This is a genomic window from Knoellia sp. p5-6-4 (assembly GCF_029222705.1).
Taxonomy (GTDB): Bacteria; Actinomycetota; Actinomycetes; order Actinomycetales; family Dermatophilaceae; genus Pedococcus_A.
Genome location: NZ_JARGZF010000002.1, coordinates 991,379 through 1,004,184 on the forward strand (window position 1 = coordinate 991,379; position 12,806 = coordinate 1,004,184).

Genomic DNA, 12,806 nt, shown 5'->3' on the forward strand with positions numbered 1-12,806 from the left:
GTCAGCCGCGCGGGACCAGGCGCGCGGGGTCAGGCGGGCGCGACCAGCCGCAGGTCGCCGTACGTGCTCCGGGCCCGTTCCAGCGCGCTGACGTAGCCCGCCCGCTCGTAGGCCGTGGGGTCCACCCCCGCCGGCACCGCCAGCAGGCCGCGCACCTCCTCCAGCGTGGTGAAGCCCTTGCGCGACATCCACTGCGTGAGCCCGTCGAGCAGGGCCGGGACGTGCTCGACGCCGTGGCGCATGAGGGCGGAGGCGGTCATGACGGCGTCGGCGCCGGACAGCAGGTACTTCACGACGTCGTCCCACTGATCCACCCCTGTGGTCGCGGCGAGGGAGCCGGCGACGTGGCGGCGCAGGATCGCGATCCAGGTGCGCGCCAGCCGGGCGTCGTCGGGCCGGGACAAGCCCGCGAACGGCTGGACGGCCAGGGTCTCCACGTCGATGTCGGGCTGCTGGAAGCGGTTGAACAGCACCAGGCCGTCGGCACCGGCCTGGTCGAGCCGCAGCGCCACCTCGCCGGGCGAGCTGAAGTGGGGGCTCAGCTTCACGGCGACCGGGATGGACACGACGGACCGCACCCGGCGCAGGATCGCGAGGTGCGTCTCCTCGACCTCTCGCCCGGTCATGTGCGGGTCGCCGGGGACGAAGTAGACGTTGATCTCGATGGCGGCCGCGCCGGCGTCCTGCAGTGACCTGGCGAAGTCCTCCCACCCCCCGGGCGTGCTGCCGTTGAGGCTGGCGATCACCGGCACGTCCACGACGCCCGCGGACCGCTCGACGAGGTCGAGGTAGCGCTGCGGACGGCCCGGCAGGCCGCTGTAGCCGGTAGGGAAGAACGTCAGTGCCTCGCTGAACGCGTCAGCACGTGCCTCGACGAGCTCCTCGTCGCGCTCCTGCTCCTTGCGCAGCTGCTCCTCGAAAAGGGACGGCAGCACGACGGCGCCGATGCCTGCAGCAGCGAGCTTGCGAACTCCGTTGACACTGCGCGTCATCGGCGACGCCGACGCGACGATGGGGTTGGCGAGGGGCAGTCCCAGGTAGGTGGTCGAGAGGTCCATCACGAGCTCCTTCGCGCGTCGGCGGTGAACTGGCTGGCGCTGCGCGTCGCCATCTCCTCGTAGGTGGCCCAGCGCTGGTCGACCGCCTCCTGCGCCAGCGCGAGCAGCCGCTCTGCCTCCACCGGGTCGGCGTTGCGCAGCATGCGGTAGCGCAGCTCTCGGTAGATGTAGTCCTCCAGCGGGATCCGCGGCCGCGGCGAGTCGAGCATGAACGGGTTGCGACCGCCCGCGCGGGCCACGGGGTCGTAGCGCACCAGCGGCCAGTGGCCGCTCGCGACGGCCCGGTACTGCTGGTCGAGGCCGTCCTTCATCTCGATGCCGTGGGCGATGCAGTGGCTGTAGGCGATGATCAGCGACGGACCGTCGAAGGCCTCGGCCTCCCGGAAGGCGGTGAGGGTCTGCTGCGCGTCGGCGCCCATGGCGACCCGCGCGACGTAGACGTTGCCGTAGGCGATCGCCTGGAGGGCGAGGTCCTTCTTCGCCATCGTCTTTCCGGCAGCGGCGAACTTGGCTACGGCGCCGAGCGGCGTCGCCTTGGACGACTGGCCGCCGGTGTTGGAGTAGACCTCGGTGTCGAGGACCAGGACGTTCACGTCGCGACCGCTGGCCAGGACGTGGTCGAGCCCCCCGGAGCCGATGTCGTAGGCCCACCCGTCGCCCCCCACGATCCACACGCTGCGACGCAGCAGGTGGTCCGAGACGCTGCGCAGGTCCTCGACGGCCGACCCCTCCAGCGAGCTCAGCCGGCGGTTCAGCTCGGCGACCCGCTCGCGCTGCGCGGCCAGCTCGAACTCGCGCACCTGGGGAGCGTCGAGGATCGCGTCGGCAAGCTCGGTCCCGACCTGCGGGCGCAGCTCGGTGAGCCGCTCGCGCGCCAGCCTCGTGTGCAGGTCGGCGGCCAGGCGCAGGCCGAGGCCGAACTCGGCGTTGTCCTCGAAGAGCGAGTTCGACCAGGCCGGGCCGCGCCCCTCAGCGTTCTTCGTCCACGGTGTCGTCGGCAGGTTGCCGCCGTAGATCGAGGAGCACCCGGTGGCATTCGCGACGGTGAGCCGCTCGCCGAACAGCTGGGTCAGCAGCTTCAGGTAGGGCGTCTCCCCGCATCCCGCGCACGCGCCGGAGAACTCGAAGAGCGGCTGGAGGAACTGGGTGCCACGCACCGTGCCGAAGTCGACGCGCGAGCGGTCGGCCGTGGGCAGGGTCTCGAAGAACGCGATGTTGGGCTGCTCGCGTTCGACCTGCTCGTCCACCGGTGCGAGGTTGATGGCCTTGCGGCTGGCGTCGGTCACGGGGCTCACCGGGCACGCCTCGACGCAGAGGCCGCAGCCCGTGCAGTCCTCGACGTAGACCTGCAGGGCGTAGCGGGTCGTCGGCAGGCCGACAGCGTCGAGCGGCATGCTCCGGAAACCCGTTGGGGCGTCGGCGAGCTCACCCTCGTCGAAGTACTTCGAGCGGATCACGCTGTGCGGGCAGACGAAGCTGCACGTGCCGCACTGGATGCAGGTGGACGGGTCCCACTCGGCGACCAGGTCCGAGATACGTCGCTTCTCGTATGCCGTGGTGCCGCTGGGGAAGGTGCCGTCCACCGGGAGCGCGCTCACCGGCAGCTCGTCGCCGCGCCCGGCCATCATGGCCGCCGTCACCTGCCGCACGAAGGCCGGGGCGGTCGGGGGCACCGGGGGCAAGGGCTCACGGACCGAGGTCGTGGCGGCGGGCACCGTCACCTCGTTCAGGGCCGCCACAGCCGCGTCCACCGCCTCCTCGTTGCGCCGGACGACCTCGCTCCCCCGCTTCCAGTACGTCCTGCGGATGGCGCCCTTGACCTGCTCGATGGCGCGCTCGCGCGGCAGCACCCCGGAGATCGCGAAGAAGCAGGTCTGGAGCACCGTGTTGGTCCGCCCCGGCAGGCCGCAGTCGCGGGCCACCTTGTCGGCGTCGATGGCGAACAGCCGCAGTCCCTTGGCGATCACCTGCTGCTGCACCGTGCGCGGAAGGGCGTCCCACACCAGGTCGGGCGGCTGCGGGGCGTTCAGGAGCAGGGTCGCGCCGTCGGCCGCCCGAGCCAGCACGTCGACCTTCTCGAGCAGGCCGAGGTGGTGGCAGCCGACGAAGCCGGCCCGGTGCACGAGGTAGGGCGCGCGCACGGGGTGGGGACCGAACCGCAGGTGCGAGACGGTCTGGCCGCCGGACTTCTTGGAGTCGTAGACGAAGTAGCCCTGCGCGTAGATCGCCGGGTCCGCGCCGAGGATCTTGATGGTGTTCTTGTTGGCCCCGACCGTGCCGTCGGAACCGAGCCCGAAGAAGACCGCTCGCACCGTCGCCGGGTCCTCGATGTCGAGGTCGAGGTCGTAGGTGAGGCTGGTGCCGCTGACGTCGTCGACGATGCCGACCGTGAACCGCGCTCGGGGGTCCGGCCGGCCCAGCTCCTCGAAGACCCCGGCCACCATGCCCGGGGTGAACTCCTTGGACGACAGGCCGTAGCGTCCGCCGACCACCAGGGGCAGGCGTCCCCCGTCGCCGTGCCGGCTCGCCTCGGTGAGTGCGGCCACCACGTCGAGGAAGAGCGGTTCGCCCCCGGCGCCCGGCTCCTTGGTGCGGTCGAGGACGGCCACCCGCGACGCGGTCGGCGGTAGTGCTGCGACGAGCTCGGCGGCCGGGAAGGGCCGGTAGAGGCGGACCTGGACGATGCCGACCCGCTCCCCTGACTCGACGAGATGTGCCACCGTCTCGCGGGCGGTCTGGGCGCCGGAGCCCATGACCACGACCACGCGCTCGGCCTCGGGGTGCCCGGCATACTCCACCAGCCGGTAGGCCCGGCCGCAGTGCTCGGCGAGCTCGTCCATGGCAGCCTGCACGATGGCGGGGGTGCGCGCGTAGTAGGGGTTCACCGTCTCGCGGGCCTGGAAGTAGACGTCGGGGTTCTGGGCCGTGCCGCGGATGAACGGCCGCTCGGGAGTCAGCGCCCTCGACCGGTGCCGGCGCACGAGGTCCTCCGGCACCAGGGCGCGCAGCACGTCGTCACCGAGCAGCTCGATGGTGTTGAGCTCGTGCGAGGTGCGGAAGCCGTCGAAGAAGTGCACGAAGGGCACCCGCGAGCGCAGCGTCGCGGCCTGGGCCACCAGCGCGAGGTCGTGCGCCTCCTGCACCGAGGCCGACGACAGCAGGGCGAAGCCGGTCTGCCTCACGGCCATGACGTCGGAGTGGTCACCGAAGATCGAAAGCCCCTGCGCGGCAAGAGATCTCGCAGCGACATGGAAGACGGTGGAGGTGAGCTCACCGGCGATCTTGTACATGTTGGGCACCATGAGCAGCAGACCCTGTGACGCGGTGAACGTGGTGCTCAATGCTCCACCCTGCAGGGCGCCGTGCAGGGCCCCCGCCGCCCCGCCCTCGCTCTGCATCTCCATGACCGTGGGCACCGAGCCCCAGACGTTGGGGCGGTCGCGGGAGGCCCACTCGTCGGCGAGCTCGGCCATCGGGGAGGACGGGGTGATCGGGTAGATCGCGCACAGCTCGTTCAGCCGGTAGGCCACGCTCACGGCGGCCTCGTTGCCGTCGACCGTCACGCGCATGTCAGCTCCCCTCCGCGCTGCCCTCGGCCACCATCTCGATCGCGTGGACCGGGCACTGGCGGTAACAGGTGCCACACCCCGTGCACGCGGTGTAGTCGAACCGGTAGCGGTGTCCCTTGCCGAGCTTGATGACCGCGTCCTCGGGGCACGCACCGAGGCAGCCGTCGCACTCGAAGCAGTTGCCACAGGACAGGCAGCGGCCGGCCTCGAAAGCGACCTCGTCAGGCGAGAGCCCCTCGGTCACCTCCACGAAGGCGTGGACCCGCTCCTGCGGGTCGAGCTCATGCTGCTCCCGGCGGGTGTGGTCGCCGAAGTACCAGAGGTTGAGGGCGCCGAAGTCCGCCACCGGGTGCTTGGCCGCAGGGGTGAGCTCCTGCCCCCGCAGCCACGCGTCGATGCTGCGAGCCGCCCGCTTCCCGTGGCCGACCCCGACGGTCACCGTGCGCTCGCTCGGCACGGCGTCGCCACCGGCGAACACCCCCGCCGCACCCGTCATCAGCGTGACGGGGTCCACCCTCACGGTGTCGCCGTCGAATTCCACGTCCGGGAGCTCGCGCAGGAAGCCGGTGTCGCTCTCCTGGCCCAGCGCGAGGATCACCGTGTCGGCCGCGAGCCTCTCGAACCGGCCGGTGCCGTGCGGGCGCCCCCGCTTGTCGAGCTCCTGCACCTCGACGGTCAGCTCGTGCTCGTTCATCGAGCTGATCGTGCGCAGCCAGTTGATCCGGATGCCCTCCGCCTCGGCGTCACAGGCCTCCTCCTCGTGGGCCGGCATCTGTGCGCGCGTCCGCCGGTAGATGACGACCGTGTCCTCGGCCCCCAGCCGGCGCGCGACCCGGGCGGCGTCCATGGCCGTGTTGCCGCCGCCGTAGACCGCGACGCGCCCGGTCATCGGCCCCTGCTCGCCCGACTCGACCCCCCGGAGGAAAGCGACCGCGTCGATGACCCGCCCGGCGTCCTCGTTGGGGATGTCGACCCGCTTGGACAGGTGGGCACCCACCGCCACGAAGACCGCGTCGAAGCCGCCGTCGCGCATCTCCTCGGCCAGGCTCGAGACCCGGCGCTCCTGCTCGAACAGGACCCCCAGGGCCGCGATGCGGGCGATCTCGGCGTCGAGGACGTCCCGCGGCAGCCGGTAGGCGGGGATGCCGTAGCGCATCATGCCGCCGGGGGCCGCGCCGCTGTCACGCACGACGACCTCGTGACCGAGCCTGGCGAGGTGGTAGGCCGCCGACAGGCCGCTCGGCCCGGCGCCGACCACGAGCACCCGCCGCCCCGACCTCTGCTGCGGCCGCTCCAGCTGCCAGCCACGTTCGATGGCGAGGTCACCGAGGAAGCGCTCGACCCCGTGGATGGAGATCGCGTCGTCGAGCTCGGACCGGTTGCAGACGCGCTCGCACGGGTGGTAGCAGACCCGCCCGTGGACCGCGGGGAACGGGTTGTCACGGGTGAGCAGCCGCCAGGCGCCCTCGTGGTCGCCCTCGCGGACACGGGCGAGCCAGCCCTGGATGTCCTCGCCGGCGGGGCAGCCGGCGTTGCACGGCGGAAGGAGGTCCACGTAGACGGGTCGGCGCTGGCGGACGGGGCCCGCCCGCAGCCTCCCGAGGCCGAGCGGCGCCAGCGGGGTCAGGTCGCGGTCGCCCGTCGTCACAGATGCCTCCCTGCCGTGGCGGCCGGCTCGGCGACGCCACCCGTGTGAAGTCCCCCCGATCGTCGCCCGTGCCGCGCTCCCACCTCTAGGGTCCTTCGTCACCAGCGGTGGCGACCGGCCGCCCGGCAGCGGTGGGTTTGCGACAATGTCAGCCGTGCACCTCGCCTTCACGCTGCTCGCGGTGGTGGCCACCGTGACGGCCGTGGCGGGGCTCTCCCGACGGGTGGGTGTCTCCGCTCCACTGGTCCTGATCGTCACGGGCGTCGTGGGGTCCTACCTGCCCTTCCTCCCCGAACCCCGGCTCAGCTCCGAGGTGGTGTTGGTCGGCCTGCTGCCGCCCCTGCTGTATGCCGCGGCCATCCGCACGTCGTTGGTGGACTTCCGTGACAACAAGGGGGTCATCGGGTCGCTCTCGGTGGGGCTGGTGCTCTTCACGGCCCTCGGGGTCGGCGTCGTCGCCTGGTGGCTGCTGCCGGTGCCCTTCGCTGTGGCCTTCGCCCTGGGCGCCGTCGTCGCCCCGCCCGACGCCGTGGCGGCGACCGCGGTGGCGCGCCGGATCGGGCTGCCCCGGCGGCTGGTCACCATCCTCGAGGGCGAGTCACTGGTCAACGACGCCACCGCCCTGGTAGCGCTGCGCACTGCCATCGCCGCGTTCACGGCGACCGCGGCCGTCAGCCTCGGCTCCGTGACCCTCGACTTCGCGTGGGCGGTGGCCGGAGGCGTCGCCCTCGGGCTCGCCGCCGCGGTCGTGGTGGGCGCGGTGCGACGTCTCGTCGACGACCCCGTCATCGACACCTCGCTGTCGTTCATGACTCCGTTCCTCGCCTACCTGCCCGCCGAGGCGCTGCACGCGTCCGGGGTGCTCGCCGTGGTGGTGGCGGGACTGCTGCTCAGCCACCGCTCGCCCATCCTGCAGAGCGCCGCCTCCCGCACCAGCGAGCGCATCAACTGGGCGACGGTCCAGTTCCTGCTCGAGAACGCCGTCTTCCTCATGATCGGCCTGCAGATGCGCCGCGTCGTCTCGGGCGTCGCTGCCTCCGACCTCGGCTTCGGCCTCATCGTCGGCACCAGCATGGCGGTCCTGCTGACCGTGATGCTGCTGCGGCCGGTCTGGGTCTTCCCGCTGTTCTGGGTGGCCCCCCGGCTCGGCGCCAGCACCGGCGACCCGGCGCCGTGGTCGCACACGGCCGTGCTGTCGTGGGCCGCCATGCGCGGGGTGGTCACGCTCGCTGCGGCGCTGGTCCTGCCCCCGCAGACGCCGCACCGCGACGTGCTCGTCTTCATCGCGATGGTCGTCACGGTCGGCACCCTGCTCGTGCAGGGCACCACGCTGCCGTGGCTGGCCAGGCGCCTCGGCGTGCGCGGGCCCGACCGCCGCGAGGACGCCCTCGCGGAGGCCACCCTGCTCCAGCAGGCGGTGGCCGCGGGCCTGCGGGCCCTCGACGCCGTCCCCGAGATCGACCGTGACACTGCTGCCCGGCTGCGCCAGCGCGCCGAGGACCGCACGACGGCCGCCTGGGAGCGGCTCGGGCGCGCTCGCCCGGACGAGCAGGAGACGCCGAGCGAGGCCTACCGGCGGGCCCGTCTCCTGACCCTGGCGGCAGAGCGGGCCGAGCTGCTGCGCCTGCGGGATGCCGGCGAGGCCGACCACCAGGTGCTCAGCACGGTCATGGCCCAGCTCGACATCGAGGAGTCGGTGCTCGAGCGGCTCGAGGACCGGGCCGAGGCCGTCCGCGACATCCCCCTCCACGCGCCCGAGTCCCTGGCGGCCGCGTGCCGGCACCTCGAGCGCTACCGCCGTCCGGTCCAGCCGCTCACCCCACAGGGCTGCCTCGACTGCGAGCGCGAGGGCCTGGTGCCGGTGCACCTGCGCCTCTGCCTCGCCTGCGGCAACGTCGGCTGCTGCGACTCCTCGGTGGGCCGGCACGCCGAGCGGCACTTCAAGGAGACCGGCCACCCCGTGATCCGCAGCTTCGAGCCGGGCGAGCACTGGCGCTGGTGCTACGTCGACGAGGTGCTCGGCTGATCGGGACCTGTCGGGGAGCAGCCGCTGGACTGCCCAGGGGTGAGCACTACAGCTGGATGCCGCGCGTCAGCGCCCCATCCACCACGAGGTTCGTGCCACTGATCCGGGACGCCCGTGGGCTGGCCAGGAACACCACCGGTGCCGCGATCTCCACCGGAGCGCCCATGTGCCCGGTCGGGTTGAGCCCGACCGCCATCTGGAACAGCTCAGGGTTGCCGGCCTCGATGGTGGCCCAGACCCCGCCCTCGAAGTAGGTGTTCCCGGGCGAGACCGTGTTGGCACGAATCCCCTTCGCGGCCAGCTGCATCGCAAGTCCGTGGATGTAGCCGACGATCGCGGTCTTGGCTGTCCCGTAGGGCCCGGAGGCGAAGTCCGACTCGCGGCCGGACACGCTGGAGATGGCGATGATCGAGGCTGCGTCACTGCGTTCGAGATACGGCACGGATGCACGAACGAGCCGGACGGTGTGCATGAGATCGACGTTCAGGCTGAGCTGCCAGTTCTCCTCGGTGTCGGGGATCGCGATGGCACTGACGTTGGCGACCACCACGTCGAGCCCTCCGAACGCCTCAGCCGACTGCTCCACCCACGCCGCGAGCGCCTCACCGTCACCGACGTCGACCACTGTGCCGGAGACGCTCCCCCGGCCCCGCAGGGCGTCCTCCGTCGACGTGACCTCCTCGGCGTCTCGCGCGCAGAACCCTACGACAGCACCCTCGTCGAGGAAGGCCTCGACGATCGCCCGACCGATGCCACGCGTCCCACCGGTCACGAGGACGCATTTGCCGCTGAGCTGCAGGTCCATGGGCTGGCCTTTCGTCGGGGGCGACCCGCCGTCGCCGGGTGGTTCAGGGAGTGCCGAGCGAGCGAGCCCGGGCGCGCAGTTCGGCGTGGATGCCGCCGAACGCGTCCGCGGCCGGAAGCAGCGCCTTGGCTGCCTTGACCACGACGCTGTAGTTGGCGTCGACGACGTTGGCGACCGGCACCTGCGCGATCTGCGAACAGAGCTGGTAGGAGTCCATCGGGTGCAGGCCGTACAGGCTGCTGACCCACCGCACGAGCTCGGCGTTCGCGATCCGCCACGAGTCCTCCATCGGCCGACTGGAGCCGACCGCCATCCAGTGCGTGTCGTCCTCGATCCTCGGCCACCCGGGTGCACCACCCTTGATGAGCTCGACAACCAGGGTGCTGGTCATCGCCCCCTCGACGGCCGTGCCGCAGGCCTCGCCCTCTCCCTGCCGATAGTGGCCGTCGCCGACGGAGAACATCGCGCCCTCGACGTTGACACCCAGGAACACTGTCGAGCCGGCCTTCATCTGCGGGGTGTCCATGTTGCCGCCGAATCGGTCCGGCACCAGGGAGGAGCGCACCTCGCCACCGGCGGGGGCCACACCCACGGTTCCGAGCATCGGCTCCACCGGCAGCTCGATGCGGTGGTCGCTGTGCCGCGCCGCGAAGGCGACAGTGTCTCGGTCCCGGTCGAGCTCGTAGATCCAGGTGGTGTCCGGCAAGGGTTCCTGCAGAGTGACGACGCGGTCGGTGCTCGTCATACCTCCGAAGAACGGTATGGCGGCCGAGGCGCCCCAGTCTCGGGCCGGCTCCAAGGCGACGAGGTGGAGCACGAGGGTGTCGCCGGGCTCGGCACCCTCGACGTAGAACGGTCCGGTCTGCGGGTTGACGAACCGCAGGTCCACCTTGGCGCTGGACAGATCGTCCACACTGCGCAGCGCACCGCCGAAGGCGTCGTCGGACCAGAGCCGCAGAGCCGTTCCCGGGACGACCCGCATCACCGGGGCGACGCCTCCGAAGGTGTAGGCGTACTCCTCACGGGTGGGCGTGTACTCCGTCACCTTCATTGTCGGAACGTACCTCAGGCCCCGCGGAGCCGTACATGGTCGCGTCTGAGGTCGGATACCCGGGTCACACCCAGCAGCGCAAGGGTGCGGGCCACGTCGTCCTGCAGGATGTCGGCAGCTCGCTGCACCCCCTGCTCTCCGCCGGCCATGAGCCCGTAGAGGTAGGCCCGGCCCACGAAGGCCGCGCGAGCGCCGCATGCGACGGCGGCGACGACGTCGGCGCCGGACAGGATTCCCCCGTCGACGTAGACCTCGGCTCGGTCCCCGACTGCGTCCACCACCTCTGGCAGCACCTCCAAGGGTGTGGGTGCGCGGTCGAGCTGGCGTCCCCCGTGGTTGGAGACGATCACTGCGTCGGCGCCGGCCGCGACGACCGCGCGGGCGTCGGCGACCGTCTGGATGCCCTTGACGACGAGCGGCCCGTCCCAGGCGGACCGCAGCCATGACAGGTCGGCCATGGCCAGGGCGGGGTCGAACATCCGCCCCACGAGGTCGGCCACCGTTCCCTCGAACCGGTTGAGCGAGGCGAACTCGAGGGGGTCGGTGGTCATGAGGTCGAACCACCACCGCGGGTGTAGCGCGCCCTCCGCGAGGGTCCGCACCGACAGCGACGGCGGGAGGGTCAGGCCGTTGCGGACGTCGCGCAGCCGCGGCCCGGCCACCGGTGTGTCCACCGTGAGGATGAGGGCCTCGAAGCCCGACTCCCGGGCCCGCGCGACGAAGTCACGAGCCGGCGCACGGTCGCGCCACAGATACAGCTGGAACCATCGGCGCCCCTCCGGGGCGGCGGCCGCGAGCCGTTCGATGGAGGTCGTGCCCAGGGTCGAGAGCGCATAGGGGATGCCGGCGCGGGCCGCCACGCGCGCGACGGCCGGCTCCCCCTCGGTGTGCATCATCCGGGTGAACCCGGTGGGGGCGAACGCCAGGGGCGAGGCAGCCGGGCGCCCGAGGATCGTCGTGGACGTGTCCACGGCCGACACGTCCTGGAGCACGTGCGGTTGGAACTCCACCCGGGCATACGCCTGTCGGGAACGGCGCAGGCTGATCTCCTCGCCGGCAGCACCGTCGGTGTAGTCGAACACGGCTCGTGGCGCGCGGCGCCGGGCCAGCAGTCGCAGGTCGAGGATCGATGCTGCGCTGGCCAGCCGCCGCTCGGTGCGGTCGAGGGACACGACGCGCGGCCGGAGCAGCGGTCCCAGCTCGGACCAGCGCGGCCAGTGTCGGGCGCTCATCCCCGAGTTGTACACGACGTCTCGCATGACCGGAACCACCCGGCCTTTGGGATGGGTCTGATGGCACCGCCAACGGCGACCCGCCGGCGTGCCGATCCCCAGCGCCTGGCTCACCCGGCCCGGTCACGGCGCCGACGCGCCGGCGTACACGTGCGCAGAGGGGACTGAAGACCCGTGTGCCCGCCCCGCCCCGGTGACAGCCTGAGACCAGGTCTTCCCTCTGTGGGAAGGGCGATGGTCGGGAGGTGGCCAGCCATGAGTGACGTCAACAGCGAACGAGCCCGGCACGAGGCCCGCGAGTCCGTGGGCAACCGGCCGCCGCGCGAGGGCGAGAACCGGGTCGAGGCTGCCATGCGGCGCTACCTCGGCGCCGAGATGTTCGACGAGCTCCACCGCCCGGAGGAGAAGGCGGAGAAGAAGCCGCCGAAGAAGGCCGCGAAGCCGGCACCCGCGGCGGCCCCGGAGGAGCCCGAGGAGGGCACCGGCGAGAAGGCCTGACCCGGCAACGTCGATAGGCTCGCCGCCATGAGCGAGCACCCGTACCCGGTCCACGTCGTCCTCGCCTCGGCGTCGCCTGCCCGCAAGCGGCTCCTGCACGCTGCCGGCATCGAGCCGAGCATCATGGTCAGCGGCGTGGACGAGGACGCCGCGACGGCGGCCGCCGAGCAGACCTACGGCCCCCTCGCCCCGGAGGACCTCGCCCTCGTCCTCGCCCGCGCCAAGGCCGAGGACGTCGCCTCCCAGGTCGACGACGCGCTCGTCGTCGGGTGCGACTCGATCCTCGAGCTCGACGGCGACGGCCACGGCAAGCCGGCGAACGCCGAGGAGGCCGTCGCCCGCTGGCAGCGCATGCGGGGCCGCACGGGCGTGCTCCACACGGGCCACTGGGTCATCGACACCCGTGAGGACGACGGCACCGGCGCCACCTTGGGCGCCACGGCCTCCACGACGGTGCACTTCGCCGCCATCGACGACGACGAGATCCGCGCCTACGTCGAGACCGGCGAGCCGCTCCGCGTCGCCGGCTCGTTCACCCTCGACGGGATGGGGGCGCCCTTCGTCGCCGGCATCGAGGGCGACCCCAGCAACGTCGTGGGCCTCAGCCTTCCGCTGCTGCGCGAGCTCCTCGCCGAGGTGGGCATCGCCTGGCGCACCCTGCGCGCCCCGGGGATCCCCACGTGAGGCGCCGTCTCGACCACAATCGGCGCGCCGGCATGCTCACCGCCCTGGTCGGCCTGGGCTTCGCGGCAGTGGACGCGGCGGCTCGCCCGGAGCCGGGATCGGCGCGCCCGACCATGGCGGCGCGGCTGCGCCGAGCCTGCCTCGTCGCCGCGCCCTTCCTCGCCGGCGGCCACGTCATGTTCTGGCGCGGGGTGCTCCCCCGCCGCCGCTCCTGACGGGCCGCCGAGAGGAGCGG

Annotated in this window: 10 protein-coding genes; 4 read left to right on the forward strand and 6 right to left on the reverse strand. The window is 72.3% G+C overall.

From position 1 onward, the window contains the following. Positions 1 to 29: 29 nt before the first annotated feature. The 3 genes from P2F65_RS16110 to P2F65_RS16120 are packed head-to-tail and all read right to left on the reverse strand — an operon-like array spanning position 30 to position 6,275. Positions 30 to 1,058: a dihydroorotate dehydrogenase-like protein gene (locus tag P2F65_RS16110; RefSeq protein WP_275810005.1), complete on the reverse strand. Its 1,029-nt coding sequence runs from the start codon at positions 1,056 to 1,058 to the stop codon at positions 30 to 32. Then, positions 1,058 to 4,627 carry a pyruvate:ferredoxin (flavodoxin) oxidoreductase gene (gene nifJ, locus P2F65_RS16115; RefSeq protein WP_275810008.1) on the reverse strand — a complete coding sequence of 1,190 codons (3,570 nt, stop codon included), beginning with the start codon at positions 4,625 to 4,627 and terminating at the stop codon, positions 1,058 to 1,060. Before nifJ ends, P2F65_RS16110 begins: the two co-directional genes overlap by 1 nt. 1 nt (position 4,628) lies before the next feature. Beyond that, the gene (locus P2F65_RS16120; RefSeq protein ID WP_275810011.1) at positions 4,629 to 6,275 is read right to left on the reverse strand and encodes an NAD(P)-binding protein; all 1,647 of its coding nucleotides are present in this window, start codon (positions 6,273 to 6,275) and stop codon (positions 4,629 to 4,631) included. A gap of 145 nt (positions 6,276 to 6,420) precedes the next feature. Here P2F65_RS16120 and P2F65_RS16125 point away from each other — a divergent pair, with 145 nt between their 5' ends. After that, entirely contained in the window at positions 6,421 to 8,301 is a 1,881-nt protein-coding gene (locus P2F65_RS16125) for a Na+/H+ antiporter (RefSeq protein WP_345803706.1), read from the forward strand. A gap of 46 nt (positions 8,302 to 8,347) precedes the next feature. Here P2F65_RS16125 and P2F65_RS16130 read toward each other — a convergent pair whose 3' ends face one another. From P2F65_RS16130 to P2F65_RS16140, 3 genes are read right to left on the reverse strand one after another with little or no spacing between them, the layout of a single operon-like run. Then, complete coding sequence (locus P2F65_RS16130; protein ID WP_275810017.1) at positions 8,348 to 9,106, reverse strand: SDR family NAD(P)-dependent oxidoreductase; 759 nt, start codon at positions 9,104 to 9,106, stop codon at positions 8,348 to 8,350. A gap of 43 nt (positions 9,107 to 9,149) precedes the next feature. After that, positions 9,150 to 10,157: an acetamidase/formamidase family protein gene (locus tag P2F65_RS16135; protein ID WP_275810020.1), complete on the reverse strand. Its 1,008-nt coding sequence runs from the start codon at positions 10,155 to 10,157 to the stop codon at positions 9,150 to 9,152. A gap of 14 nt (positions 10,158 to 10,171) precedes the next feature. Further along, positions 10,172 to 11,416: an alpha-hydroxy acid oxidase gene (locus P2F65_RS16140; RefSeq protein WP_275810023.1), complete on the reverse strand. Its 1,245-nt coding sequence runs from the start codon at positions 11,414 to 11,416 to the stop codon at positions 10,172 to 10,174. A 228-nt stretch (positions 11,417 to 11,644) separates the two neighbouring features. On the opposite strand from P2F65_RS16140, the gene P2F65_RS16145 reads away from it, so the two are divergent. From P2F65_RS16145 to P2F65_RS16155, 3 genes are read left to right on the forward strand one after another with little or no spacing between them, the layout of a single operon-like run. Beyond that, on the forward strand, positions 11,645 to 11,887 hold the full coding sequence (locus P2F65_RS16145) for a hypothetical protein (RefSeq protein ID WP_275810026.1): 243 nt from the start codon (positions 11,645 to 11,647) through the stop codon (positions 11,885 to 11,887). 27 nt (positions 11,888 to 11,914) lie between these two features. Continuing rightward, positions 11,915 to 12,571, forward strand: coding sequence for a Maf family protein (locus tag P2F65_RS16150; RefSeq protein WP_275810028.1), 657 nt, complete (start codon positions 11,915 to 11,917; stop codon positions 12,569 to 12,571). After that, positions 12,568 to 12,786 carry a hypothetical protein gene (locus tag P2F65_RS16155; protein ID WP_275810031.1) on the forward strand — a complete coding sequence of 73 codons (219 nt, stop codon included), beginning with the start codon at positions 12,568 to 12,570 and terminating at the stop codon, positions 12,784 to 12,786. Before P2F65_RS16150 ends, P2F65_RS16155 begins: the two co-directional genes overlap by 4 nt. Positions 12,787 to 12,806 lie beyond the last annotated feature (20 nt).

Bases quoted from the DNA above. Each gene is read 5' to 3' on its own strand.
- P2F65_RS16130 (WP_275810017.1), bottom strand. From the start codon at position 9,106: ATGGACCTGCAGCTCAGCGGCAAATGCGTCCTCGTGACCGGTGGGACG.
- P2F65_RS16145 (WP_275810026.1), top strand. From the start codon at position 11,645: ATGAGTGACGTCAACAGCGAACGAGCCCGGCACGAGGCCCGCGAGTCC.
- P2F65_RS16110 (WP_275810005.1), bottom strand. From the start codon at position 1,058: ATGGACCTCTCGACCACCTACCTGGGACTGCCCCTCGCCAACCCCATC.
- P2F65_RS16140 (WP_275810023.1), bottom strand. From the start codon at position 11,416: ATGCGAGACGTCGTGTACAACTCGGGGATGAGCGCCCGACACTGGCCG.
- P2F65_RS16125 (WP_345803706.1), top strand. From the start codon at position 6,421: ATGTCAGCCGTGCACCTCGCCTTCACGCTGCTCGCGGTGGTGGCCACC.
- nifJ (WP_275810008.1), bottom strand. From the start codon at position 4,627: ATGCGCGTGACGGTCGACGGCAACGAGGCCGCCGTGAGCGTGGCCTAC.
- P2F65_RS16135 (WP_275810020.1), bottom strand. From the start codon at position 10,157: ATGAAGGTGACGGAGTACACGCCCACCCGTGAGGAGTACGCCTACACC.
- P2F65_RS16150 (WP_275810028.1), top strand. From the start codon at position 11,915: ATGAGCGAGCACCCGTACCCGGTCCACGTCGTCCTCGCCTCGGCGTCG.